This is a genomic window from Poseidonibacter parvus, assembly GCF_001956695.1.
In the GTDB taxonomy this organism is placed as follows: domain Bacteria; phylum Campylobacterota; class Campylobacteria; order Campylobacterales; family Arcobacteraceae; genus Poseidonibacter; species Poseidonibacter parvus.
In genome coordinates this window covers 1,792,147-1,817,571 of sequence record NZ_CP019070.1, presented here as the reverse complement: position 1 = coordinate 1,817,571, position 25,425 = coordinate 1,792,147, and the positions used below count along the sequence as shown (strand labels likewise).

General features: G+C 26.3%; 25 protein-coding genes. 10 read left to right on the top strand and 15 right to left on the bottom strand.

Annotation, left to right across the window (positions count from 1 at the left end; genetic code table 11):
* Window positions 1–50: 50 nt before the first annotated feature.
* On the top strand, window positions 51–428 hold the full coding sequence (locus LPB137_RS09045; RefSeq protein WP_076087244.1) for a group III truncated hemoglobin: 378 nt from the start codon (window positions 51–53) through the stop codon (window positions 426–428).
* Here LPB137_RS09045 and LPB137_RS09040 read toward each other — a convergent pair.
* Together LPB137_RS09040 and LPB137_RS09035 are read right to left on the bottom strand one after the other, a co-directional pair.
* Entirely contained in the window at window positions 417–1,085 is a 669-nt protein-coding gene (locus LPB137_RS09040) for a VTT domain-containing protein (RefSeq protein WP_076087242.1), read from the bottom strand. The genes LPB137_RS09045 and LPB137_RS09040 overlap by 12 nt on opposite strands.
* Window positions 1,082–1,774: an SDR family NAD(P)-dependent oxidoreductase gene (locus LPB137_RS09035; protein ID WP_076087240.1), complete on the bottom strand. Its 693-nt coding sequence runs from the start codon at window positions 1,772–1,774 to the stop codon at window positions 1,082–1,084. The genes LPB137_RS09040 and LPB137_RS09035 overlap by 4 nt, the downstream gene beginning before the upstream one ends.
* A 55-nt stretch (window positions 1,775–1,829) precedes the next feature.
* On the opposite strand from LPB137_RS09035, the gene LPB137_RS09030 reads away from it, so the two are divergent.
* Complete coding sequence (locus LPB137_RS09030; protein ID WP_228144659.1) at window positions 1,830–3,035, top strand: hypothetical protein; 1,206 nt, start codon at window positions 1,830–1,832, stop codon at window positions 3,033–3,035.
* A gap of 37 nt (window positions 3,036–3,072) precedes the next feature.
* On the opposite strand, the gene LPB137_RS09025 is transcribed toward LPB137_RS09030, so the two are convergent.
* The gene (locus LPB137_RS09025) at window positions 3,073–5,001 is read right to left on the bottom strand and encodes a L,D-transpeptidase family protein (RefSeq protein WP_076087238.1); all 1,929 of its coding nucleotides are present in this window, start codon (window positions 4,999–5,001) and stop codon (window positions 3,073–3,075) included.
* 145 nt (window positions 5,002–5,146) lie between these two features.
* Window positions 5,147–5,803: a tRNA-uridine aminocarboxypropyltransferase gene (locus LPB137_RS09020; protein ID WP_076087236.1), complete on the bottom strand. Its 657-nt coding sequence runs from the start codon at window positions 5,801–5,803 to the stop codon at window positions 5,147–5,149.
* 108 nt (window positions 5,804–5,911) lie between these two features.
* Here LPB137_RS09020 and LPB137_RS09015 point away from each other — a divergent pair, with 108 nt between their 5' ends.
* The 3 genes from LPB137_RS09015 to LPB137_RS09005 all read left to right on the top strand — a co-directional run bounded on the left by LPB137_RS09015 (window position 5,912) and on the right by LPB137_RS09005 (window position 8,434).
* Complete coding sequence (locus LPB137_RS09015) at window positions 5,912–6,502, top strand: nicotinamide mononucleotide transporter (protein ID WP_076087234.1); 591 nt, start codon at window positions 5,912–5,914, stop codon at window positions 6,500–6,502.
* Window positions 6,503–6,637: 135 nt separating this feature from the next.
* Window positions 6,638–7,273 carry a hypothetical protein gene (locus LPB137_RS09010; RefSeq protein ID WP_076087232.1) on the top strand — a complete coding sequence of 212 codons (636 nt, stop codon included), beginning with the start codon at window positions 6,638–6,640 and terminating at the stop codon, window positions 7,271–7,273.
* Window positions 7,274–7,327: 54 nt separating this feature from the next.
* Window positions 7,328–8,434 carry an AI-2E family transporter gene (locus tag LPB137_RS09005; protein WP_228144658.1) on the top strand — a complete coding sequence of 369 codons (1,107 nt, stop codon included), beginning with the start codon at window positions 7,328–7,330 and terminating at the stop codon, window positions 8,432–8,434.
* A 6-nt stretch (window positions 8,435–8,440) separates the two neighbouring features.
* On the opposite strand, the gene LPB137_RS09000 is transcribed toward LPB137_RS09005, so the two are convergent.
* Complete coding sequence (locus tag LPB137_RS09000) at window positions 8,441–8,788, bottom strand: hypothetical protein (RefSeq protein ID WP_076087230.1); 348 nt, start codon at window positions 8,786–8,788, stop codon at window positions 8,441–8,443.
* A 95-nt stretch (window positions 8,789–8,883) separates the two neighbouring features.
* On the opposite strand from LPB137_RS09000, the gene LPB137_RS08995 reads away from it, so the two are divergent.
* The gene (locus LPB137_RS08995; RefSeq protein WP_076087225.1) at window positions 8,884–9,363 is read left to right on the top strand and encodes an ankyrin repeat domain-containing protein; all 480 of its coding nucleotides are present in this window, start codon (window positions 8,884–8,886) and stop codon (window positions 9,361–9,363) included.
* A 17-nt stretch (window positions 9,364–9,380) separates the two neighbouring features.
* Here LPB137_RS08995 and LPB137_RS08990 read toward each other — a convergent pair whose 3' ends face one another.
* The 7 genes from LPB137_RS08990 to LPB137_RS08960 form a co-directional block, all read right to left on the bottom strand.
* Window positions 9,381–9,902 carry a HugZ family pyridoxamine 5'-phosphate oxidase gene (locus LPB137_RS08990; RefSeq protein WP_228144657.1) on the bottom strand — a complete coding sequence of 174 codons (522 nt, stop codon included), beginning with the start codon at window positions 9,900–9,902 and terminating at the stop codon, window positions 9,381–9,383.
* Complete coding sequence (locus LPB137_RS08985) at window positions 9,887–12,280, bottom strand: helicase HerA domain-containing protein (protein WP_076087223.1); 2,394 nt, start codon at window positions 12,278–12,280, stop codon at window positions 9,887–9,889. The genes LPB137_RS08990 and LPB137_RS08985 overlap by 16 nt, the downstream gene beginning before the upstream one ends.
* Before the next feature lie 116 nt (window positions 12,281–12,396).
* Complete coding sequence (locus tag LPB137_RS08980) at window positions 12,397–12,720, bottom strand: YegP family protein (protein WP_076087221.1); 324 nt, start codon at window positions 12,718–12,720, stop codon at window positions 12,397–12,399.
* A 63-nt stretch (window positions 12,721–12,783) separates the two neighbouring features.
* A complete protein-coding gene (locus LPB137_RS08975; RefSeq protein ID WP_076087219.1) occupies window positions 12,784–13,314 on the bottom strand; it encodes a DUF937 domain-containing protein in 531 nt (176 codons plus the stop codon).
* Between the two features lie 12 nt (window positions 13,315–13,326).
* Window positions 13,327–13,743, bottom strand: coding sequence for a LysM peptidoglycan-binding domain-containing protein (locus tag LPB137_RS08970; protein ID WP_076087217.1), 417 nt, complete (start codon window positions 13,741–13,743; stop codon window positions 13,327–13,329).
* Between the two features lie 123 nt (window positions 13,744–13,866).
* Window positions 13,867–14,616, bottom strand: coding sequence for a carbonic anhydrase (locus LPB137_RS08965; RefSeq protein WP_083657213.1), 750 nt, complete (start codon window positions 14,614–14,616; stop codon window positions 13,867–13,869).
* Entirely contained in the window at window positions 14,617–15,660 is a 1,044-nt protein-coding gene (locus LPB137_RS08960) for a CNNM domain-containing protein (RefSeq protein ID WP_076087215.1), read from the bottom strand.
* Between the two features lie 184 nt (window positions 15,661–15,844).
* On the opposite strand from LPB137_RS08960, the gene LPB137_RS08955 reads away from it, so the two are divergent.
* Window positions 15,845–16,189, top strand: coding sequence for a hypothetical protein (locus tag LPB137_RS08955; protein WP_076087213.1), 345 nt, complete (start codon window positions 15,845–15,847; stop codon window positions 16,187–16,189).
* A 3-nt stretch (window positions 16,190–16,192) separates the two neighbouring features.
* Here the strand turns inward: LPB137_RS08955 and LPB137_RS08950 are convergent, their stop codons facing one another.
* The 3 genes from LPB137_RS08950 to uvrA are packed head-to-tail and all read right to left on the bottom strand — an operon-like array spanning window position 16,193 to window position 20,768.
* Window positions 16,193–17,557: a transporter substrate-binding domain-containing diguanylate cyclase gene (locus LPB137_RS08950; RefSeq protein WP_076087211.1), complete on the bottom strand. Its 1,365-nt coding sequence runs from the start codon at window positions 17,555–17,557 to the stop codon at window positions 16,193–16,195.
* 53 nt (window positions 17,558–17,610) lie between these two features.
* Window positions 17,611–17,955: a DUF309 domain-containing protein gene (locus LPB137_RS08945; protein ID WP_076087209.1), complete on the bottom strand. Its 345-nt coding sequence runs from the start codon at window positions 17,953–17,955 to the stop codon at window positions 17,611–17,613.
* On the bottom strand, window positions 17,955–20,768 hold the full coding sequence (uvrA, locus tag LPB137_RS08940; RefSeq protein WP_076087207.1) for an excinuclease ABC subunit UvrA: 2,814 nt from the start codon (window positions 20,766–20,768) through the stop codon (window positions 17,955–17,957). The genes LPB137_RS08945 and uvrA overlap by 1 nt, the downstream gene beginning before the upstream one ends.
* Window positions 20,769–20,944: 176 nt before the next feature.
* On the opposite strand from uvrA, the gene LPB137_RS08935 reads away from it, so the two are divergent.
* The 3 genes from LPB137_RS08935 (at window position 20,945) to LPB137_RS08925 (ending at window position 25,406) form a co-directional block, all read left to right on the top strand.
* Window positions 20,945–22,372, top strand: coding sequence for a catalase (locus LPB137_RS08935; protein WP_076087205.1), 1,428 nt, complete (start codon window positions 20,945–20,947; stop codon window positions 22,370–22,372).
* 11 nt (window positions 22,373–22,383) lie between these two features.
* Window positions 22,384–22,857 (top strand): ankyrin repeat domain-containing protein, encoded by a 474-nt coding sequence (locus LPB137_RS08930; RefSeq protein WP_076087203.1) that lies wholly within the window; start codon window positions 22,384–22,386, stop codon window positions 22,855–22,857.
* 68 nt (window positions 22,858–22,925) lie between these two features.
* The gene (locus LPB137_RS08925) at window positions 22,926–25,406 is read left to right on the top strand and encodes an aconitase family protein (RefSeq protein ID WP_076087201.1); all 2,481 of its coding nucleotides are present in this window, start codon (window positions 22,926–22,928) and stop codon (window positions 25,404–25,406) included.
* The last annotated feature ends 19 nt before the right edge of the window (window positions 25,407–25,425 follow it).

Below are 25,425 nucleotides of genomic sequence, written 5' to 3'. Positions count from 1 at the left end.
ACTATTTACTATATATTCCTAATTAAAATAAATACTATCAAGGGTTATTATTGTTAGATAATGAAATCACAAAAGAAAATTTAAATAAATTAGTAGTGACTTTTTATACAAGAGTTTTAAAAGATGAGAAGTTAGCTCCATATTTTATAGAAAAATTAGGAGATGATTTAAAATCTGATATTTGGCAAAAGCATATTACACTTCTTACGAACTTTTGGTATACAATTTCTCATGGAAGAGGTGAATATAATGGTTCACCATTTGCTCCTCATATGCAAATATCAGGTTTAGATAAAGAAGCTTTTGAAGCTTGGCTTAGACTATTTTTTTCATCTGTTGATAAAATTTTTGTAGAAGATATTGCAAATAAATTTAAAGAAAGAAGCTCAATTATAGCTTCAAACTTTATGAGAAACTTAGCTATCTAAGTTTCTTTGTCTCTTTTTATTAAACTTCATAAAAACCATCCAAGCAATCCAAAATAATAATGTAATTCCTAAAGCAGCATAAAGTGCTGGCATAGGATTGTCTAAATTACTAATAGAACCTGCATAAGTCATAACACAAACGTAAGGAATTGTTCCTATAAGCCAAGCTAATAAAAATCTTTTAAATGACATTTTACAAGTTCCTGCAAGACAAGATGATATTTCAGGAAGCAAAGGAACTGCTCTTGATAAAACTATTACTAAAACTCCATGTTTATTAAATAAACCTGTCATTTCTTCTTTTTGTTCTTCATTTGAAGATAATTTATCTAAAACTTTTAAACCATATTTTTTAGATAAAAAATATCCTGTTAAAGATGCACTTAATAAGCCTAAGCTTGTGTAAAACACAGCTAATTCAAAACCTATAAAATATCCTGCAAGTATTATAATAGTCATAGTGGGAACTGCTATAAATAAATCAATAAATAGTAAAAGTATTATCAAAGAACCTAAAATATATGAAGGTTGTGATTTTAAATTTGCAAATATCTCTTTGATATCTTCAATACTTAAAACTCCAGTAAATTTTATAATAAGTAGCATTGAAGTAAAAATAGTAAATAAAATTAAAATTGTTTTTATTAGAAGTTTCATAGTACCTGCCTGATATCTATATAACTTCCTGATTCAAACTGATCAATTTTACTTATAAATTTATCAATCTTAATAGCAGTTTGCTCTGGAGTTTGTATTACTCCTTCATTTAATTTTTTTGCAGATGTAAATACCTCTTGATCTATTTCAAATCTTATATGATCAGTCATTGGTGTTTTTATAACTCCAGGAGCTAAAGCTATAATTTTACTATTTTCATTTTCATGTGAGTATAGGTTTGCAAGCATATTAACTCCTGCTTTTGATAAGCTATATGAAGCCCAACCTTTATACCCCATTTTAGATGCGCCTGATGAAATAAGAATTGAATTTTTTACATTTATTGTTTTTAAGATATCAAGTAGCTCTTTATTTGCATAAACATTTAAAGAGTAAACCTCATTTATTTCACTTATTGTTAATTCTTCTAGTATTTTTATATTACCTAACATTCCAGCATTTAAAAAAGCTGTTTCAATATTTTTTATATCTTTTATTGTGTTTTCTAAAGAGTTTTTAATTTCTGATATATTTGATAAATCAAAAGGAATATGAGTGAAGTTATTATTTAAAATTTCTGGTTTATTTCTACTAATTCCGTATACTTTATAATTTTTATCTAAATAAAAATTACTAAGAGCTAAACCTAATCCTGAACTACAACCTGTAATTAGAATATTTTTTGACATTTATGGTTTCCTTATCTTTAAATTATTATTTGTTGTATTGTATAGTAGATTAAACTTGATTAATATTTATTTAGCTATAATCATTTCACTTATAAATAAAGGAAAAAAGTATTTATTTACTTTAATAATTTTGCAACAATTTAATATTACAGAAAAAATAAAAAATTTAGATATAAACGATATTGAAGAGAATCTCTTTCATTACGGATATGATAGTAAAAGTTTAAAAGCACTATTTAGAAACAATATCTCAAAAGATGATCCTTCTTATATTTCAGCTTACAGTAGTTTTAGAGGTGAAGTGTATGAAAATGTTGTTTATGAACTATTGTTACAGTACGCATTTAGTGAAGAATTAATCACAAGATTTGTATTAAAAGGTCCATATCAAGACAAAGAGAACACATTTATAAAAAGTGGACTTTTGATTGATAGAAGTGCTCAAATTGTTTATAAATCAGCATATAAAGATATTAGTGAATTTGATGCACTATTTTTTACAAAAGATTCAGTATATTTTGTAGAAATGAGTACTTCAAAGAAAACTGCTAGTTTAAATAAAAGATTAGTAAAAAAATACGCACTATTAAAAATGATTTTCCCAACATTAACTATTAGAGCTTTAATCATTGTTACAAAAGGTTCAGTAGGACTTCGAAATTTCCCTGATTATGCAACTGTTTGGGTAACAAAAGATTTAGATGATGATGAATTAATCAAAAGAATTATCTTTGCTAAGAAAACAAAGAAAAACAACACAACTTTAAGAGCACAAAAACATAAAAAATATATAGAAACATATAGAGTTAAATATAAAAAGTTTCAGTATTTTCCTACTTTAGAATGGATTTTAAATCAATGTCGCTCACATCCAAAATTTGTTGTTGATTTAAGATTCTTTTCATCTGCAAAACTAGGACTATTTTTTGATATTTATACAAAACTTTATATTGGTTATATTTCAACAGATGATTTTTTAGTTTTATATCCAGAATTTAAATTAAAAGTTAGAACTAATAGAGTTATTGTAACGATTGAAAAAGTTAATCAAACTGAACTTGATATTGTTTATTATGCAAAAGAAGAGAACGGGAAATTAAAAAGAATTAGACTACAAGATGAAATATCTATTAAAGACAAAGAATTGGATGGTTTTACAAATGCTGAAGTTAGATTTTTTATGAAAGTTTTAAATGAAAAGCATGTTTTAGATGTTTCTAATATTGAACATATAAAGAATAATTTAACTCTTATAAAATAAATAAAAAGAGTTAAACTCTTTTTATTTACTTATACTTTTACATATATTGATTTTTTTTGTATAAAAGCTTTTTTTGCATTCTATCATATCTATAAACATCATCTCTAAATTGTACGATATTATTTTCATCAACCCAAGATGTTAAATAAACCATATGTACAGGTATCTTTTTCTTTAAACCAATTTGTGTTTTTTCAATATCTTCTAAAATATTGCTAGCCCTAGTATAATCTAAGTTTTCATCTTCAGATGCAATTACTTTTAATAATTCTTTTGGCTCAGCTAACCTGATACATCCATGAGATAAAGCTCTTTTTGTGTAATTGAAATATCTTTTTGCTGGAGTATCATGTAAATAAACCGCATATTTATTAGGGAACATAAACTTCATTCTTCCTAATGGATTTTTATTACTTGGCATTTGAATAAATCTCATTGTAGGACCTTTTTCTGGTTCTACAGTTTCTTCAATTTGAACTTCTTCTCCATCTATAATTGAAGTAGTTAAATTTGTTGTAGCTACTCTATTCTCATCATATAAGTTCCAATCAATTGAGTTTAAATCAAATTGAGTAGAGTTGTGGTCCCAATTTTCATAAAGGTTAATTCCTTTACCATTTAAGTATCCAGGGTTCTTTAATAATTTTGGAATAATCTCTCTTTTTACAATTCTTGGAGGAATTCTCCAGTAAGGATTTAAAACAACAAAAGACATTTTATTTGAGAAAATTGGAGTAGGGTTTTTTCTTGTTCCTACTACAACTTTCATTGCAAGTTTTACTTCATCATTTTCATACATTTTTAATTTATAATCAGGGATATTTACTAAAAGAAACTTTTCTCCAAGTGATCTTGGAAGCCATCTCATTCTCTCAAGGTTAAGTCTCATTTTAACAATTTTACTTTCAACAGAAATATTTAAATACTTTCTAGTACTTGGTCCTACTATTCCATCTGCAGTTAAACCATGATTCTTTTGGAATGAAATAACAGCATCTTTTACATTTTTATCAAAAGATTCATAACAATTATTTTCAATTACAAGAGTATCTACTTGTGTAGTTGGAATTTCTTCTCTTTTGATTTGTGAAATATTTTCAGGTGTTATATCTTTTTGTAAATCACAATTATCAGCTTTAAGATCATTACTTTGTAATAATCTTTCCCTTAGTATACTCACAACAGGAGATTTATCACCTTCTTCTAATCTTTTAAATTTTGGTAGTTTTACATATCCACCTGCTTGTGCGATTTTTTCAAATTCTTGTATTGTTTTTGATAACTCTTTTGCCTTTGGATAAGTGTAGTTAACTTCATTGAAAGCTAAATTTAAATCATTTTCCATAATGGCAGTTTTTAATAAACTTTTTGAGTTCTTATTTGCATTATGCTTTTCCCAATCAGCAAGAATTTCTTCTTTTCTATCAAGTTTTCTAAGCTCTCTTTTAAAACCTTTCCAGTTTATATAACCTTTTGATAAATAGTTCATATACTTATCATAAATACTTGTAAGCATGAAATCTATTTTTGCCATACTTTCAATATATTTGTCATTTTCTTTTTCTATTTTTGTTAATTCATTTAGGACTTTTCCTAAATTAAATGCTTTTTTCACATTAGGTTTTAACACTGGGTCATTTTTAATTGTTTCTAATAATGATAATGAAATATCTTTTATACCATTTTTATCACTCCAAATTAATTGATTCTCAAAATTCTTATAGTAAGCTCTAATTGATGAATTTGATAAGAACGAATTGGGTATTTTTCTTAAAGATAGTAGTTGTTTCACAGTTCTTTTACTATCTTGTATAAAGATTTCTTCTTCACTAGGCTTAATATTTTCTACTTCTTCAATTTTTTCAACTATTTTATTTTCTTCAATATTTGATGGTTTAATATCAGTTAAAGCAAACAATGAATTAGTTAAAAATAAAGCAGTAAATACAAACTTTAAATTGTACATATTTTATATCTCCAAACAAATTATAATTTTTGGCTTATTATAGTGAAAAATTGCAAAAATATCTTTAATAATTATAAAAAAGTTGTTAATTTACAACTTTTGTGTATAAATACGTAAAGAAACCATATTTTTAATAGTTTAATAACTATAAAATGTTCTTCTTTTTGAATCTTATAAACTTACCATCTACACTTGCACATGAAACTTGATATTCAACCATTTTTATAAAGGGTTGAAGAAAATTATCAAGTGAAGATTTATTAATGCATTCAATATTTTGATTATTAAGTTGTTCTAAAACACAAAGTGTTGATTCAATCGTTGATAAGCAATGTGGATTAGGTTGCGTTTTTATCATAAATTGCGAAGATTTATTGTGTACAAAACTTACTTTCTTTAAGGTACTTAAATTCTTACTTAATCTTAGTATTTTTTTTGAGCATGGCCATGTTGAATCAATAATAAAAATTAAGCTATTTTTTTTCTTACTTAATTTTTCTTCATTTAGTTTAATAGCATTTTCATCTGGATATAAAACAAAAGCTTCATAGTTTGTATCATTTATAAGTTCATTAATTCTGGTATTATTAGTAAAATCTATTCCTATATGTAACTCACAGTTTTCTATAGAATTATTTGTTAAATGGCCTGTTCCATTTTTAGTTTTTTTAAACTCTTTTGGGTGCATTAATATCACAAATTTAGTATTAGTTTTTAATGGTTTTATTGTATGCTCGCACATGCATGAGGTTTTTGGTCTGTAACATTTGTAGCATTTTTCTCTTGTATTAAATTCTTGCAAAGATGTCTTTCAAATTAATTTTTGAAATTATAGTGAAATACTTATTATATTCATTAAATTTTTTGATTAAATGATTATAATTGCATAAATTTATAAAAGTGAGAAATAATGATAATTTTAGAAGCTATTGGAGCAATCTTTTCTATAGTGGGTGCATATCTAATGTCTTTAAGTTCTAAAGATAATACAAGACCTTTATATTTTGGATTTATTAGTTTCTTTATTTCAAATCTTGCCTTACTTACTTTTTTTACTTTAAATGGAAAAATTCCTGTAATTATTCAAATGATTTTATTTTTTATTACAGCAATTATTGGAATATATAAATTAACAAAAAATAGAAAAAGAGATGTTAGTCTTATTTCTTTGATTTTATCTATTTATATTTCAATCCTAATATTTACTATAATTCCAAATATAGAAGATATCGATTTTAATGTATTAATAATTGATTTTATCGCAGCATCAATTGCAATTGTAGGAAGTTACTTATTATCTAGCCCTAATCATATAATGAGATCTTATGCATTTATTTGTTTCTTTGTTGCTGATGTGATTTTTGTATATATCGGATATGTTAATGCCTACTACTTTTTTATGATTCAATCTGCTTTTTATTTATATACTAGTACTAAAGGCTATCATAATACTATGAAAAATGAAATTGATATATTCCTAAAAAGATATAGAAAAGATTAAAAAGTTGTAAAATATACAGATTAATTATAATTTATCTGTATCTTAACATCATTAAATTATTATTGATTAAACTTAATTATTTTTAAGCTAATTTTAAGAATTGTAGTACTAAAATACAATAATGAAGGATAGTCTATGAATACTATAAATACAAATCAAACAAACCCATATTTAACTGCATTCAATGAAAATATGAATAAAGCTTATGAAACTATTGATAACTCTAAAACTACTACTGAGTCAAGTAGTCAAACTGAGAGTAAATTACATAATGCTGCTGTAAATGTTGCTATTTCAACACATAGTATTATGAACTACTTAAAAGTTAAAAGTACGGAAGCTTCACAGGGAAATACTAATGCTCAGCAAATATTAACTAATTTAGTTAGTGGAAATGATGAGTATGTAAGTTTCTTTGAAGGCGATACAACGCAAAGTGGTATGTCTTTAGAATCAATTGGTTATGAAGGAAAAGCATTTACTGAATTAACACAAGGCGAAGCTAAAGATTTAGTTTCAGATGGTGGATTTTTCGGTGTGGATGAAACATCACAAAGAGTTACATCTTTTGTAATTAATATGACAGGAGATAATATTGAAGCTCTTCAAGAAAGTAGAGTAGGTCTTGTTCAAGGTTTTGAAGAAGCTCAAAAACTATTTGGTGGAGAGTTGCCTGATATTTCTGTTCAAACGCAAGATAAAACTTTAGAAATAATTGATGCAAAAATTGCTGAGTTATTAAAAATTGATGCACAAAAAGAAGCAGAATAAGAAGTTTAAATAAACTATTTGTTATTATATTAAATAAATTAAAAAAGGTTAATCTTGGACCATTTAAATAAAAATATAGTAACAAAGAATTCTTCAACTGCAAAAATATATAATACTAATTTTGCAGCAGCTTTTTATTTCTTTGCCTTTTTATCTCTTGTTGTTTTTGCATTTTCAAGTTTAAGTAGCATTTTAACACCTATTGCAATTGCAATACTTATTTGGTTTCTAATAAATGCACTTGCTAATCAAATAAAAAGATTACCTTTTATGAACTCTAATTTTGGAGAATTTATTTCAATTCCTTTATCACTAATTATTATTGTAGTTTCAATGCTTCAAATTGGTAGTTTTATTGCTTCTAGTATGGTTGAGTTAAGTTCTACTATTGCACAACTTGACGATAAATTCTATAGTTTAATAGATAAGCTATCTGTTATGACAGGATATGACTTCTCAGATAAGTTTGAAAAGTTGTTTGAGCAGTTTAGTATTGCTTCTTTAATAAACAAAGTAATAGCAGCTTTTAGTTCAATCGTTAGCAATATTATGCAGATTTTATTATATGTACTATTTCTTTTATTAGATCAAAGGTTTTTTAATGCAAAAATAAATGCACTTTTCCCTAATTATGAAAATAGAGCAAAGGCAAAAGATGTATTACACAGTGTTTCAAAAAGTATTAGAATGTATATTTCAATAACAACAATTATTAGTTTATGTACAGGTTTTTTAACATATTTAGTTTGTGATTCTTTATCTTTACAAGGTGCAGTTCTTTGGGGATTTTTAGCTTTTATCTTAAACTTTATTCCAACTATTGGAAGTATTATTGCTGTAATTATTCCAACAGCTTTTGCTTTAGTACAGTTTCCAGAACTTTCAGATGCTTTAATTGTTTTAATTTTATTAGCTTTAATTCAATTTATAATAGGAAATATAATTTATCCAAGATTAATGGGTAATAAATTAAATATTTCTCAATTTGTTGTAATTTTATCTTTAGTTATTTGGGGTGCTATGTGGGGAACTGTTGGAATGTTTTTATCTGTTCCACTTATGATGATATTACTTATTATTCTTTCACAATTTGAAAATACTAAAGGTATGGCTATATTAATTTCAGGAGATGGTAAAATCTATTCTAATAATAAAGATTAAGTCTCTTTATTCGCCATTTAAAACAGATAGAACAGTTGTTCTGCTTGTTTTAAGTTCCTTACATATCTTTGTAATATTTAGCTCACCATTCTCATTATAATACTCTTCATTATCAAGCATACTTAAAATTGTATCTTTTTTATCTAATAATTCTTGTGAGGTCTGTCTTGTTTCAAAAGTCAAATCTTCTTTTGTCATAGTTTTAAGAGCTTCTAAATCTCTTTTTATAGTAGGAATGGTTACTTTTAATTCTCTAGCTAATTCTTTTGGATCATCAATGCCATTTTGTAAGAATTGGTTTATTGCAATTCTTCTAGTTTTTATTTTGCGTCTTCTGTGGTAAGAAATTTTCATAGTATATTATATCAAGTTTAAAATAATAATTTATAAGATATTAAGTTTATATTATATATGATAACAATTATCAATATTATATAAAAGGAAAAAAGATGTCTGACAATTTTTTAATAAGAAATGGGATTTATCAAAATGATAATTTATTAAATAAGTTATCTGAAAACAGTGATATAAATAAAAGAGATAAAAAAGGTCGAAATGCACTTTTCTGGGCAATGCATAATAAGGATTATAAATTAATTAGCTTTTTAATAAAAAAAGGAATTGATACAAAAGTTATAGATGGTTTATCTGCAATGCATTACGCTATTTATAAAGATGATGTGAAGTTAATCAGATATTTAAAAACTGCTGGCTTAGACATTAATGAACTTGATATTATGGAATCAACACCATTGATTTATGCAGTACTTTATAACAAATTAAGAAGTATTAATTATTTAGTAAATAATGGAGCTGAAGTTCTTTATGAAGATAGTTTAGGAAATAGTGCTTTTTCTTTAGCAAAAGAGTTAAAAATACAATATTTAGTTGAAATGTTTGAAAATATTGCTTTAAATTCTAATAAATAGGCAGTATAAAATACTGTCTATTTACTTCCATGTCCATGACCACTTGAATTATTAGTACTTGGTCTATTTACAAACTGGCTAAAATCATCTCCACCTAAATTGTATGCTTTTCCAAAGCCAAAAACTGCTTCACCATAAAAAGGTGTAAATTCAAAAACATGAAAGTCTTGCATTCCTTTTAGCATATCAATCATTTTATCACCAAACTTTACTTTAAAAGCAGATAGTTTACTTTCTTCATTTTGAGAATCTTGTTCTATTTTTTTTACATTACATTGAACCATAGCTCTTTTTCTTGCAAAAATATTTGAACAAGTACTTTCATCTTCTGCAAAGAACAAGCTACAAATATCTTTTCTTTTTAAATTACTTGTATGCTTTGCCATATCAGAGATATATACATAGTATTTATCTTCTATTTTAATAAAAGGAGCATAAGATGAAAAAGGGTTTCCTTTCTCATCTAATGTACTTATATTCACACTTTTAAAATCTTTTAAAAACTCGTTTAAATCTTTTGTCATTATATTTCTTCCCATAAAATTTCTATTTTTGTATTGTATATATCTTTTCTTCGTAAATTTATATTAAACTCTTCAATCTCATAATTAGAGATTGAATATTCATTATTTATTTCTTCAATATTTAAGGCTAATGTTTCTTCTAATTCTTGAACTTCTGCACTTAAGTTTTGAATATCTTCTTCTACAAATTTCACATCAGAACGTTCTTTTAAAATAGCACTAGCACCTTTTGCACCTCGTGCAACTTTTCCTATATTTGTTTTACTTAATACTGATTTTCCAAAAAAAGCTCCAAGTATTGAACTTCCAATCGATATTAGAGTATTTGTAGTTTTTGCTGCAGCTTGGTCTTTTTCTTTTTCAAGTTTCACATAAAGTTTATCAAGTTTTTTTTCTAAAGAATCTTCCGTTTTTTCAAATCTCTTTTGTAGTTTTTCTACTTCTTCATCAATTTTTTCGTTTAATCTATCTTGAATTCTTATTTTAAAATCATTTAAAGATTCATCTTGTTTTGAAGTGATTTTTAGAGAACTGTTTTTAAATAATTTTAGCTTTTCATTTCTATAAATATAGTTATTAAATTGCTTTTGAATTGCTTTTATTTCTCTTTCATTTTGTAAAAAACTAGGAAGTTCATAAAAAATTGAGTTTGTTCTATTCTTTTCTTCAAAAGAGTCATTTTGAACTTCTTCTTTTTCATTAAAATCAATTTCATTTATATTTTTATCTAAATATATTTTACACTGTATTTCTTCTTTTTTATCAATTGCTTTTGATGTATTAACAAAGTTTATACTACTTGTACATAATAAATAAGGCTGTAATGAATATTCATCGCTTTGAGAAAAATAAGAGTATTTTTGCTCTATTGTATTTGGAAGGATTGGTTTTATATAATCAGCTGAATTACTTTTCACTTGAGCTTTTTGCTCAACCTTTTTTTCTTGCTTTGATGGAAGTACTTTTTCTTGTAACTTGTTTTTTAACTTTGATATTTTTTCACTCATTAGTTTTTTAATATCATCTTTTGAAATAGGACCTTTTAAATAAGATAGTACCCATCTTGTTTTAAATATTTTAATACCATTATCATTTATATTTTTCATAATAAATGTTCTTTTTTCTAAATTAGAAATAGTATCAAGTAACTCTTTTTTATCAACTTTTCCTTCACTTGCTGAACTTAAACCATCAATTACCTTATCTTTGTCTTGTTTTGTTTGAAGTCGTCCTATAAACCAAGTTCCAATATTTGATAGCCCTTTATAATCAATATCAACAGGGTTTTGTGTTGAAAGTATTACCCCAACACCAAATGACCTTGCTTGTTTTAAAAGTGTAAGCATTGGTTGTTTTGATGGAGGATTTTTAGAAGGTGGAAAATATCCAAAAATCTCATCCATATAAAGTAGGGCTTTAAGTGATGAAGTTCCTTCTTGTCTTCTCATCCATGAAACCATTTGATTTAGTAATAGTGATACAAAAAACATTCTTTGTGCATCATCTAAGTGAGATATTGAAAAAATAGATACCTTTGCTTTTCCATTTTCATCATATAATAAATTTGAAATATCTAAAGGCTCTCCTTCAATCCAGTTTTTAAATGAAGGATTTGCAATAATCGTATTTAATTTAAGTGCTAATTTTAATCTATCATCTTGGCCAAAAAATGTTTCTAAATCAAATATTCCAACTTTAGAAAAAGGTGGAGTTACTATTAATGTAATTAATTCTTCTAAAGTTAAATCTTTACTTTTTGTATAAGCATTCATAAAAATAGAGCTAAGTAAAATATTCTCTTTCGAAGAAGAATCATTTTTTATATCTACAAGTGATAAAAGTGATGATACAGTTGAATTTACAAGAGAAGTAAGCAAATCATGATCTTCAAGTATTTCTTTTCCTGGAGCTTTAAAAGAAGATAAAATTGATATTGGAATTCCAGCAGTGCTTCCTGGAGTATATATTGAAAAATCAGCTGAGTTTTTTAGTTTTGCAATTCGCTCTTTACTTTGAAAATCACCTGTAATTCCTTTTTCCCACATAGAAGCAGTATTTTGAGCTTGTTGGTCGATACTAACGCCATTATTAATAGCATCTTGCTCTTCAATCCAAGGTTTAAAATCTTCACCTTTTAAATTGGGAAATGTTAATAGTAAATTCCCCATATCTCCTTTTGGATCTATTATAATTGAAGGTATATTATCAATAGCAGCTTCTTCAAGTAAAGATATTCCTAGTCCTGTTTTTCCACTTCCTGTCATTCCAATAATTGCAGCATGAGTTCTTAAGTCTTTATTTTTATATACAAGAGGAACTGTAGTTTCATCATCTATTTTTTCTTTACCAATATAAAAAAGTTTTAATTTTTCATAATCTATTGTGCTACTCATAATAGGCCTTTATAATATTTCTAAGTGTATTTTGCAGATATTATAGCAAAAAAAAAGTGAATGCCTAAAGAAGACATTCACTTGATCTTTGAATAATTAATTTCTTTTTTTAATTGTTATTCAGTAACTTCTGCATTAGCTGAATCTGCTTTTAGTTCTGTAATTGCAGCTGATCTTTCATCTTCACTTGCAAATAAAGCACTTGTTCCAACAACTTGACCATTTGTAGATTTAATATTAAAGAAAAACTTACCATTTGTAGATTCTTTAAATTCGTATCTTGCATCTTCTTGACAGTTTTTCTTAACTGATTCAATACCATTTTTAGCACTTGCTTTTTGAGCATAGTTTTCACTTTTTACAATTGTTTTACCTTCAGCATTTACAAAAATAAATGAGAAAGGTTCTTTTGCTTCACTTTTTCTTAAGTTAATAGTCATATTGTTTTCCTTAAAATTTTAATTAGATACATTCTAGTTAAAAATAATTTAAAAATTTCTTATTTAAAAGAACTTTTTAGCCATTCCCATTAAATCATCTACTACAGAACCATCATTGTCTTGGTCAATAAAGTTTGTAAGCATTGATGTAATATCGTTTGTGTTAGATGTATCAGTAGAGCTTAAATTAGTTTTTTGGTTTAAAGCTCCCATTACAAGTGGTGCTAACATTGGTAAAAGTGAAGCAATTGATGAAGAATCAACTCCACTTTTTGCACTTAACTCATTTGCAACATCACCTTCATTTGTATTAAGTGAAGAGAATAGTTCTCCTAACATATTACTATTATCAGAACTATCAATAGCTTCTGGATTATTTTTTAATGAATCTAAATCAGTATTAGAAATCATATCAATTAAATTTGAAGAATCATTTGTACTTGCTAAGTTTTGTTTTGCACCATCAACTAACTGTGGTGCTACTTGAGAAACGATATCTTGAATTGAATTTGTATCAATTCCTGTTTTTGCAGAAATTGCACCTAATATATTTTCATCTAAACCATTTTTTAATATTGTGTCTAAAATATTCATTTTAAGCCTTTATTATATTTTTGGGATTCTAATCATTTGACCAGGGTAGATCAAGTTCATATCTTTAATAACTTCTTTATTTGCTTCAAAAATTGCATTATAATGGTTTGAACTTCCATAGAATTGTTTTGATATTTTTGATAAGTTATCACCTGACTTAATTTCATAATATTGGTCTTCAGGATTAGCACCTTCAAAAGTTACTTCTTTAATTCCTTTGATATTTCCAGCAATTAAAGCAGCTTTTGCTTTTGAATTGGCATCTGCATCTCCTGATAATACAATTGTATCACCATCTATTTTAACAGCAAGTCCATCAATTGGCATTGTTGAACTGTTTTCTTCAATTTCTTTTTTGATATTTTCTTCATCATTTCCTAATCCAAGTAATTTTTTACCTGCATCAATTGCGAAAGATAGTAAACTCATATATTCTCCTGTTTTAATTTATAATTAAAAAGATTATAACATAAAAATAGTAAGATAATTGTGTATTAAGTTCTTTTTTGAAGGAATATATACAGATTAAATCTGTATATATTTTTGTTTTTGTTAGTCTAAGATTAATCTAGAATTAATATCTTGAATAGGTCTATTATTTGTAGGCATAACAGCATCAAAGTCAGCTAATTGACTTTTTGAAATAGAAACTGTATCTTTTAATATAAACCATTTAACACCTTCTGTACAAGGAGGAGTTGTTAATGAACCACTAAATCTATAGTAATCTTTAATTTCTGGTAATAAGTCATATCCTAATATTTCTGATTTAAGAGTATTTTTATCATCTTTATTTTCAGGTAAATTTCTTAATAATTTATTTATAACCATATTATCAGCACCAACTTCAAACATAACACCAACAACTGCAAGATTTCCAGCGCTATTTGAATGAACTAAATGTCCTTCCATTGGAAATGATTTTCCATTGATTTGATTTTCACTTGGTGTATGAAAATGTATTTGTTTTAAATAGTATTTTTCATTATCAATATTTAATGAACTTGAACCTGAAAAACTAACTTTAACCGAATGACCATTATTTTCAAATGTACTAGCTTTTGCATTACCTTCAAATGTTAAAGGATTTAATACAGCATCAATAGTATTTGTAATATTGATTGGAGATTGATTTAATCCATCTTCACACATTCTATATTTATCATCAAGATTTGCCCACTCTTTTGGTCCTAAGTCTTCATTATATCCCCAAGGAGCACCTTTTGTTTCTTCTTCTCCACTTAACATAAGTGCAACTACAAATACAATAAAAATACTAATAATCGTGTTTTTTAAACTCATTTAAATTCCTCTTTCTTTTTCTTTTCTTTTTGCTTTCATTTTATTTAAAGCAAGTCTTCTCATATCTGCTGTTGTATCTGATTCATCCATGATTTCTAAACCAAGTAATGTTTCAATACAATCTTCAAGTGTAACTATTCCTTCTGTTTGATCATAAGAATCATAAACTATAAACATATGTTCTTTTTTCTGAATAAACATATTAAGAGCTTTTGATACAGGTATATTCTCATTTAAGGGAATTACATCTTTCATAATAGAACCAACAGAAACACTTTGATCTATTAGCGCTTGCTTAAATAACTGCTTTGTTAAAACAATCCCAATTATATTATCAATTGTTCCTTCAAAAACTGGAACTCTAGAAAACTTGAAAGTTCTCTTATCTTCAATAACATCCTTAATAGGTGTATTTTTATCAATTGCATACATTACAGATCTTGGAGTTAATATCTCTCTTACTTTCATATTATTTAAAGTAAGTGTATTTTCGATAATATCAGATTCTAAATCTCCAATAACACCTTCTTCTTCACTTAATAAAGTAGAGTGAATTAATTCTTCTCTCGAAATTGTGTCACTATTATCTGATCCAATTTTTCTTGTTACAAATTGCGTAATTATAATAATTGGATATGTAATAAATATAAATATATTAATGATTCTTGCTGCAAGTGGTGCTAATTGTTTCCAGTAAACTGCTCCAATTGTTTTTGGAATAATTTCTGCAAAAAATAAAATCATAAATGTCAAGATAATTGAAACCACCATTACTAGTGTTTTATCACCTTCAAATACATTTTGCGCTTGAACTCCAATAGCAGTAGCACCTAAAGTGTTTGCGATTGTATTTAATATTAAAATTGAAGCAATTGATACATCAATATCAGTTTTTAATTTTTTTAGTAATTGTCCTGCGCCTTGATCATTCTTTTCAAGTACAGATATATAAGATAGATTTGTAGAAAGTAAAATTGATTCTAGAACAGAACATAAAAAAGATACTCCAATAACTGCAACAAATAGTAAGATTAAAATTTCCATTTATTCTCACTTTTAATTAATATACACCTCGGGGAATTATATTCCAATAAGGACTCCTTCATTTTTTGAAAATTGATGGCTAATAATATCAAAAAAAACTTAATAATATAATTTTTTTGACAAAATATTTAAAAATAATGTATAATATGCTATATAAATGATTAATTAGAAAAAGGAGCTTAGTATGGAATACGGTTTAGTAGCAAATATCGATCAGTTTAGTGATAACAAACTTCTACAAGCACAACAAGTACAAGCAATTAATACTAGTTCACAATTAAATCAAGATGCAAAATTAAAAGAAATTCAAAAAGAAGAATTTATAGCTAGCGATTCAGTTGCAAATGTTGAAAAAACAACAAGTGAATCAATAAAACAAAATTATGAAGTAGTAATTACAAATACAAATTTTGGATTTAATGACTCTTCAAAAGACTTTTTTGTTAAAGCTACAAGAGGAAGTGCTGAGAATCAATATCCTACTGAAGATATGATGAAATTAAAAACTTATTTAATGAGTTTAAATTAATTACTATAAGCTTGAAGCAGTCACTACTTGGTTTCTTCCTTGCTGTTTAGCTTTATAAAGAGCATCATCTGCTTTTGCTAAAATATTTTTAATATCTAAATTTTTACTAGCTTCACTAACCCCAAAAGATGCAGTAATTTTTCTAATTTTGAAATCATGATCTTCGATTGCTTTTTTTAGTCTACTTGCAATTATATAAGCTTCTTTTTCACTTGTATTTTTACAAATTATTAAAAATTCTTCTCCACCCCATCTTCCAATTTCATCATTTTGATTTAAACTATTTTTTAAAAGGTTTGAGATTTCAACTAAAACCTTGTCTCCTTCTAAATGTCCATGAATATCATTTATTTCTTTAAAATGGTCAATATCTAAAAGTATTAGTGAAAACTTTTTATTTTTAACTTCATTTAAAAGTTCATCAATCTTTCTTCTATTATAAAGTTGTGTTAATCTGTCTGTAATAGAAAGTTTTTTCAATTCTTCATTATATTTCTTTAAATCTTTTTGTTTAAAGGCATAGAATAAACCTATTAGAACAATTAAAACAAGTATTTGGAATAAATATTCATAACCTACAAAGGTTTTATCAAATTTTACTGTTAACCACTGTCTTATAATATTTTTTTTGTCTTCTGGTGTTATTAGTGCAATATGTTTATTTATTATTGATTGTAATTCTTTGTAATCTTTTCTAATCATAAAAGATACATGAACATCATATTCACTTGTTCCTGATATTTTAAGATTGTAATATCCATTAACAGAAATTAAATGTGCAATTGTTGGAAGAATATCAACTGCAGCTTCTACTTTTCCTGCACTTAATAATTCAAGGGCTTCTTGAGTATTTTTAACTAATACAAAATCAATTTTAGGATAATGTTCTTTTAATATATTATGAGCACTGTAATTTTCTCCTACTGCTACTTTCTTACCTTCTAAAAATGAAGCATTAGGAATAAATCTTTTATCAAATAATGTAGCAAAAGCAATTGGAAAAGAAATATATGAGTTAGTGAAATTTGCATATTTTAGTTTGTTTCTGTCAAAAGAGGTTCCAATTGTAATATCAGCCTCTTTATTTTTAATAGATTCTAAAACATGATTCCAATTCTTAGCTGTTACTGTTTCAGATTTAATACCTGCTCTTTGTTTTATGATATTCCAAAAATCAATAGCAATTCCTGCTAATTGATTTTCATCATTATACATATTTATAGGTGCCCAAGTATTAGAGGTGATTACTTTTATTTCAGTATTACGTAAGAAAGCTTCTTCTTTAGGTGTTAATTTTATGTAGTCAAAGGCTTCATTTGCTATTGAAACATTTATTAAAAGTAGAAAAAATAATATTAATTTATTCATTTAAATTTTGCCTTTTTTATATTCAAATATATTATAGCACATTTCATATTATTTTAATTATTAACAAGTTTATTTTTTTCAATTAATAATTCTTTTGCAAAATAAAATCTATCTTTATTATCTAAATCTACTTCATCAAGTAAGGGCACGTACTTATAAAATACAGGCCAAACTTTTTCATATCCAGCAGGTCTTTTTTTCTCAAAATATAAGGCTAAAGCAGTAGCTCCGTTAATAAGACCTTTTAAAACTAAAGCCTTTTTCTTTTCACCTTGCTTCTTATATAAATTCCAGTCATCTTCTAATAACTCATGTGCTTCCACAAAAAAATTATTTTTCACAGCAAAAATAAATCTATCAATTGCTAAATTTTGTGTAAATTTTGTTTTATCATACATTATTGATTTATCTCTTTATTTAAATAATAACCAGTATGTGAACCTGATTTTTTATGATTTGCTGCTAATTGTTCAGGTGTTCCTTCATCAACTAATAATCCACCTTTATTTCCACCCTCAGGACCCATATCAATAACCCAATCAGAGTTTTTAACAACATCTAAATTATGTTCAATTACAAGTACTGAGTTTCCTAAATCAACTAAATGATGTAAAACTTTTGTAAGTCTATCAACATCTGCAAAATGAAGTCCAGTTGTAGGTTCATCTAAAATATATAAAGTATTTCCAGTATCTTTTTTACTTAACTCTTTACTTAGTTTAATTCTTTGTGCTTCCCCACCTGAAAGTGTAATAGCATTTTGACCAAGAGTAATATATCCAAGTCCTACATCACTTAATGTTTGAAGTTTTGCATGTATCTTTGGAATTTTAACAAAGAATTCTACTGCTTCATCAACGCTCATATTTAACACATCAGAAATACTTTTTCCTTTGTATAAAATCTCTAAGGTTTGAGCATTATATCTTTGTCCCTGACAATCATCACATTTAACCATAATATCTGGTAAGAAGTGCATTTCAATTTTGATTTCACCTTCACCTTGACATTTTTCACAACGTCCGCCTTTTACATTAAAAGAGAAACGTCCTATTTTATAACCTCTTATTTCTGCTTCTTTTGTTTTAGAAAATAAAAGTCTTAATTCATCCATTAATCCTGTATATGTTGCTGGATTTGATCGAGGAGTTCTTCCTATTGGACTTTGATCTAGATAGATTACTTTATCAAGTTTTTCTAAACCTGCAATTTCTACACCATCAACTTTTTTAACTTTTCTGGCATGATTTAAAAGTTCTTTTGCAACTGGTAAAAGAGTTTGTAATATAAGTGAAGATTTTCCACTTCCTGAAACACCCGTAATTGCACAAAGGTTCTTTAATGGAATTCGTACATCTAAGTCTTTGATATTATTAATACTTACATTTTTTATTTCAATAAACTCTTCTTGAGGACGATTGTGAACATAATCGATTTTCTTTTCACCTGTTAAATATTTTGCAGTTAATGTTTTTGCTTTGTACATTTTATCAAGCGTTCCATCAAAAACAATTTCTCCTCCATATTTTCCAGCTTTTGGACCAATATCAACAATATAATCTGCTGCTTCAATTGTTTCCTTATCATGCTCAACTACAATTACAGTATTACCTTTTTCCTGCAGTGCTCGTAAAGTTTTAATAAGTTTACTTGTATCTCTTTCATGTAAACCAATTGAAGGTTCATCAAGAACATACATAACACCTGTAAGTCCAGAACCTATTTGAGAAGCAACTCTAATTCTTTGTGCTTCTCCTCCTGAAATAGTTCTAGCATCACGTCCTAATGTAATATATCCTAGTCCTACATCATATAAAAAATAAACTCTCTCTTTTACTTCTTTTAAAATTGGTTTTGCAATTAATTGCCCTTGTTCTGAAAGATATTTGAAGTTTTTTTCATCTTGGAAAAAAGAGTGTGCATCTTCAATTGGAACATTTAAAATATCACCAATAGTTTTATTTGCTACAAATACACTTTGAGAAGAGGGTTTTAATCTATTTCCATTACAATCAGAGCAGGCTTTTTCAGTCATATACTCAGCCATCTCTTTTTCATCTTTTATCATGTCATAGGCAATTTTTACAACACCTTCCCATTTTCTTTTTAGTGAATGTTTTTTCCATACAAATTTAGCTTCTTCAATTCCACCATGAAGTATTGCTTTTCTTTGATGTTCTGGTAATTCTTTAAAGGGGATTGTAGTATCAATATCTGCTGCTTGACAAAAAGCAGTAAGCATTTTAAAGTAAAAACCTTTGTTAAAGCCGTATATTACTCTTACGGCTCCTTCTTCAATTGGCAATTCTTCATTAATTACTTTTTTCATATCAAGAGCATATCTAATACCTAAACCATCACATGATGAACATGCACCTTTTGGTGAATTAAATGAAAATGATAATGGCTCTAGTGGTTCAAAAGAGATTTTACAATCAAAACAAGCCATATGCTCAGAGTAATGAATATGTTTTTCAACTCCAACATCTTCATGATTTAAAATTTCAATTTCTAATTCTCCAAAACTTTCTTTTAAACCTTTTTCAACATCTTGTGCAATTCTTTCTTTGTTTTCTTCTTTTACAACAACTCTGTCAATTACAACTTTGATTGTATGCATTTTTGATTTACCAAGTTCTATTTCTTCATCAAGTCTAACCATAACTCCATCAATCATAGCTCTCACATAACCTTTACCTCTTAAAGATTCAAGTAAATCAACAAAAGTACCTTTTTTTCTATTAATTAATGGTGCTAATATTACAATTTTTGAGTTTTCAGGAAGTGTTAAAACTTGAGAAATTACATCAGAAGCACTCATTTGCGAAATTGGTTCCCCACATTTATGACAATGTTGTTTTCCAATTCTTGCATATAGTAATCTTAGGTAATCATAAACTTCTGTAATTGTTCCAACAGTTGAACGCGGGTTTTTAGATGTTGTTTTTTGATCAATAGCAATAGCAGGTGTTAAACCTTCAATTCTTTCAACATCAGGTTTTCCAACCTTGTCTAAGAACTGTCTTGCATAAGCAGATAGTGATTCTATGTATCTTCTTTGACCTTCTGCGTATAAAGTATCAAAAGCAAGAGTTGATTTACCAGATCCTGATAATCCTGTAAATACAATAAGTTTATTTTTTGGTATTTCTAAATTAATATTTTTTAAGTTATTTTCTTTTGCATTAAATATTTTAATAGTATCTGTCATAATTATATAGCCTTTAAATTTTTGAAGCTCATATTATAATATAGTGTTTGCTAATTGTTTATTAAAAATATTAAAAATATCAAAGGATAATTAATTTCCTTTATAAATTCAGTTCTATTTAAGTAAAATACTAATAAACTTTCTCAACAGAAAAAAATTATCCATAAGGAGAAAGAATGAAAAAAATTATGACTACAACAGCAGGTAATCCAATTAGTGATAACCAAAACTCAATTACAGCAGGACAAAGAGGTCCTGTATTAATGCAAGATTATCAATTAATTGAAAAACTTGCACATCAAAATAGAGAAAGAATTCCAGAAAGAGTTGTTCATGCTAATGGTAGTGCTGCTTTTGGAGAATTAGAGATAACAAATGATATATCAGAATTTACAAAAGCAAAAGTATTGCAAAAAGGTGAAAAAACAAAACTATTATTAAGATTTTCAACTGTTGCAGGTGAAGCAGGAGCGGCAGATGCAGAAAGAGATGTAAGAGGTTTTGCATTAAAATTTTATACTAAAGAAGGAAATTGGGATTTAGTTGGTAATAATACTCCTGTTTTCTTTATTAGAGATCCTCAAAAGTTTCCTGATTTTATTCACACTCAAAAAAGACATCCAGCAAGTAATTTACGTTCAAACACTGCAGCTTGGGATTTTTGGTCATTAAGCCCTGAATCATTACATCAAGTGACAATTTTAATGTCAGATCGTGGAATTCCTAAAAGTTATAGACATGTAAATGGGTATGGCTCACATACATATAGTTTAGTAAATGATAAAAATGAAAGATATTGGGTTAAGTTTCATTTTAAAACAAAACAAGGAATACAAACTTTAACAAATGAAGAAGCAGCAGCGATTGTTGCAAATGATAGAGAAAGTAATCAAAGAGATTTATATGAAAATATTGAAGAATCTAATTTTCCACAATGGGATGTAAAAATCCAGATTATGACAGAAGAACAAGCTTTAAATTTCAAATTTAATCCTTTCGATTTAACAAAAGTTTGGCCTCATAGTGATTATCCATTAATTGATGTAGGAGTTATGACTTTAAATGAAAACCCAAAGAATTACTTTAATGAAGTTGAACAAGCATCATTCTCTCCTTCTAATGTAGTTCCTGGAATTGGTTTCTCACCTGATAAAATGCTACAAGCTAGAATTTTTTCATACCCAGATGCGCATAGATATAGAGTAGGGACTCATTATGAAAATTTACCTGTAAATAGACCTCTTAATGAAGTAAATACTTATCACACAGCTGGTTCTATGAATTATGAGAAAAAAGAAGTTACAAATGCTTATTATGAACCTAATAGTTTTGGTGGAGCAGTTGAAGATTCAAGTTATGCAGAACCTGATTTAAAAATTTATGGTGATGCTAACAGATATGATCACAACATTGACAATGACAATTACTCACAAGTAAAAGATTTATTTAATTTAATGAATGAATCGCAAAAAGAACAACTATTTTCAAATATAGCAGCTTCAATGGATGGAGTACCTATGGAGATTATAAATAGACAATTAGCACACTTTGAAAAAGTAACACCTGCTTACGCAAGTGGTGTAAAAAAAGCTTTAGGAATATAAGGACAAGAAATATGATTTCAATTACTCAAGATGAAGAACAAAGATATTTACAACTACAAGAAATGGCATTAGATTTTGCAAGACATGGAAATGTTTTTGAATTATCAAAAATGATTGATGCAGGATTAAATATTGATTTGTGTGATACAAAAGGTAATACTTTATTAATGTTAGCTTCTTATAATAATCAAGAAGAGGTAGTAACTTACTTAATACAAAATAATGCTTCAATTGATAAGAGAAATGATAGAGGACAAACACCACTTGCTGGTGTTTGTTTTAAAGGGTATTTAAATATTGTAAAAATACTTGTAGAAAATGGTGCAAATAAATATGCCAATAATGGAATGGGAACAACACCAATTACTTTTGCTTCTTTATTTGGACATAAAGATATTTATGAGTATTTAACAAATAATAAGAGAAATAAATTTTATACATGGCTTAATACATCTATGTTTTATATAAAAAGTCTATTTAAATAATTAATAATTAAAGTTTATTTAGATACTTTTTAATTAATAGAAAATTAAAACAGTAGAAAGAATTAATTTTGAATAAATTTGTAAATAGTTTTGAGTTTAATAGTAATAGCTACAATTATTGTGATTTAAAAAAAATATTTGAAGCTTCTCCAAAATTACGAAACTTACCTTATACTTTAAAAATATTACTAGAACAAAATATTAGAAATACAGATGAAAATAAAATAGATGATGTTCTTAATGTTTTCGCAAATAGAAGCTCTTTAAGTCAAATAAAATTTATTTCTAATCGAATAGTTTTAAATGAATTGAACTCTGTTCCTTTACTTGTAGACTTTGATAGTATAAATGATTACTTTAATATTAAAAATATATCTAGCAAATTAATACAGCCAAAAGTTATGATTGATGTTATTGTAGATAACCTTGATGAAGATATAGACAAAAATGAAAAAAAGAATAAAGAAAGATATACCTTCTTAAAGTATGTAGCCAATAAATATAAAAATATATCCATAATTCCTCCCAATATAAACAATTCTCAAATAAATTTAGAATATTTATCGACAATGATAAGCTTAAGTAGTATCAATAACAAAGTTTTTCTTTTTCCTGAAGTTTTATGTGGAACAGATGAACATAGTACTATAATTAATTCATTAGGTGTTTTGGGACTTAATGTTGGAAGATTACAATTGCAAAGTACAATTTTTGACTCTTATGTTACTTTTGATTTTCCTAATGTTATAGGTATTGAAATTAAAGGTTCACTCTCACAAGGTCTTAGTTTTAAAGATGTAATACAAAATTTAAAAACCATTTTAATAAACAAAAACATTAATGGAAAAATTGTTGAGTTTTATGGAGATGGTTTAAAAAACATATCTATTGAAGATAGAGTGTTGTTTTCTAATTTAGTAATTGAGTGTAAAGGATTAAGTGGTTATTTCCCTATTGATGATAATACAATTTCTTATATAGAAAAAACAAGAGGTGTCGATGCTTCATTAATCAAAATGTATTATGAGAAACAAGATTTATATCAAGGCTTTTCAAATATAAAATATGATGAAAGTATTAATCTTGATTTATCGACACTTAAACCTATTACAATTCTTTTAAAAACAATTGAAGAAGAAATTTTTATAAAAGATTTATCTGCTAAATTAAAAACGTTTAAAAAAGGTAAGTTTGTACAAGACAATCAAATTGTTTTATCACTTATTGATATGTCTACTGAAAAGAGTATCTCTTTATTAATACAAGCTTGTCTTATTGCAAAGAAAGCCAGTGATTTTGGAATATTTATAAACAAAGATATTAGTAAGTTTATTGTTTTTGATTCTTTAGTGCAAAAACAATATTTAGAAAAACTTGATTTACTAAAATATCTAGAAAAGCTTAATTTTAAAATTATTGATAAAGATGAAATTACTATAAGTGAGAGTATTGCTTTAGATATTGAAAAATTTAATTTGAATGTAGTTTGTGTAAGTAATAGTAAAAGAATTAAAGATAATAAGCTTAGTAACTTAATTAAATTAAATTGGATGATGTCACCTGCTTTAGTAATAGCTTACTCTCTAAAAGGAAATACAAATTTTGAAATAACAAAAGAAAGTTTAGTTCAAGATATATACCTAAGTGACATTTGGCCTAGTATGCACGAGGTTAATGAATATATAGAGAAATTAGATTTTTCTATATATAAAGAGTTATATACAGATGTATTTACAGGTGATGAAAAATGGAAAGATATTAAAACAAGTGAGTCTTTAAATTATGATTATGAAAAAAATGCTACTTATGTTAATAAAATAGATAGTTTTAATATTAAAAATAAAGAGAGTATAAATATTTCAAATGCAAAGATATTAGCTTTACTAGATGATAATATAAACACAGAAGATTTATCTCCTCTTGGAAATATCAGTTCTTATTCTCCTTGTGCTTTATATCTTAAATCACTTGGTCTTAGACCTGATGAGTTTAATACTTATGAAAATAGACATGCAAATGCTTATGTAATGATAAGATCAATTCTTTCTAATTTAAAATTAAAAAATAGAATAGTTTATCCAAAAGTAGGTGGATATACAAAAGATTTTATAAGTGGTGAAATTATGACTATGTATGATTTTAGTCTTAAAATGAAAGAGAATCAAACTCCTTTAGTAGTAATTGCTGGAAATAGATTTGGACTTGGAAAAATTAATGATTGGTCAGTAAAAGGTTTAAAGCTTTTAGGTGTAAAAATTGTTATTGCAAAATCTTTTTCTAATAGATACAAGAATGATTTAGTAAAAGTTGGTATTCTACCTTTAGAATTTATTGAAGATGATATTGACTCTTTAAAATTAGAAGGTAATGAACTTCTAAGTATTGATACAAATAGAATAAAAGCAAATGATAAAATTGATATAAAAATTGTAAAAAATGATGAGGTAAGAGTTATTACTTTTCAATCAAAATTAGAAAATAGTTTAGAAGTTGAATATTATAAAAAGGGTGGGGCAGTTGAATATCTTTTAAAAGATAATTTAAAATAAAGACAAGTTTCAAATACAA

Coding starts and splice junctions, on each gene's coding strand:
- LPB137_RS09040 (WP_076087242.1), bottom strand. CDS start 1,085: ATGAAACTTCTAATAAAAACAATTTTAATTTTATTTACTATTTTTACT.
- LPB137_RS09035 (WP_076087240.1), bottom strand. CDS start 1,774: ATGTCAAAAAATATTCTAATTACAGGTTGTAGTTCAGGATTAGGTTTA.
- LPB137_RS09025 (WP_076087238.1), bottom strand. CDS start 5,001: ATGTACAATTTAAAGTTTGTATTTACTGCTTTATTTTTAACTAATTCA.
- LPB137_RS09015 (WP_076087234.1), top strand. CDS start 5,912: ATGATAATTTTAGAAGCTATTGGAGCAATCTTTTCTATAGTGGGTGCA.
- LPB137_RS09010 (WP_076087232.1), top strand. CDS start 6,638: ATGAATACTATAAATACAAATCAAACAAACCCATATTTAACTGCATTC.
- LPB137_RS09000 (WP_076087230.1), bottom strand. CDS start 8,788: ATGAAAATTTCTTACCACAGAAGACGCAAAATAAAAACTAGAAGAATT.
- LPB137_RS08995 (WP_076087225.1), top strand. CDS start 8,884: ATGTCTGACAATTTTTTAATAAGAAATGGGATTTATCAAAATGATAAT.
- LPB137_RS08990 (WP_228144657.1), bottom strand. CDS start 9,902: ATGGGAAGAAATATAATGACAAAAGATTTAAACGAGTTTTTAAAAGAT.
- LPB137_RS08985 (WP_076087223.1), bottom strand. CDS start 12,280: ATGAGTAGCACAATAGATTATGAAAAATTAAAACTTTTTTATATTGGT.
- LPB137_RS08980 (WP_076087221.1), bottom strand. CDS start 12,720: ATGACTATTAACTTAAGAAAAAGTGAAGCAAAAGAACCTTTCTCATTT.
- LPB137_RS08975 (WP_076087219.1), bottom strand. CDS start 13,314: ATGAATATTTTAGACACAATATTAAAAAATGGTTTAGATGAAAATATA.
- LPB137_RS08970 (WP_076087217.1), bottom strand. CDS start 13,743: ATGAGTTTACTATCTTTCGCAATTGATGCAGGTAAAAAATTACTTGGA.
- LPB137_RS08965 (WP_083657213.1), bottom strand. CDS start 14,616: ATGAGTTTAAAAAACACGATTATTAGTATTTTTATTGTATTTGTAGTT.
- LPB137_RS08960 (WP_076087215.1), bottom strand. CDS start 15,660: ATGGAAATTTTAATCTTACTATTTGTTGCAGTTATTGGAGTATCTTTT.
- LPB137_RS08955 (WP_076087213.1), top strand. CDS start 15,845: ATGGAATACGGTTTAGTAGCAAATATCGATCAGTTTAGTGATAACAAA.
- LPB137_RS08950 (WP_076087211.1), bottom strand. CDS start 17,557: ATGAATAAATTAATATTATTTTTTCTACTTTTAATAAATGTTTCAATA.
- LPB137_RS08945 (WP_076087209.1), bottom strand. CDS start 17,955: ATGTATGATAAAACAAAATTTACACAAAATTTAGCAATTGATAGATTT.
- uvrA (WP_076087207.1), bottom strand. CDS start 20,768: ATGACAGATACTATTAAAATATTTAATGCAAAAGAAAATAACTTAAAA.
- LPB137_RS08935 (WP_076087205.1), top strand. CDS start 20,945: ATGAAAAAAATTATGACTACAACAGCAGGTAATCCAATTAGTGATAAC.
- LPB137_RS08930 (WP_076087203.1), top strand. CDS start 22,384: ATGATTTCAATTACTCAAGATGAAGAACAAAGATATTTACAACTACAA.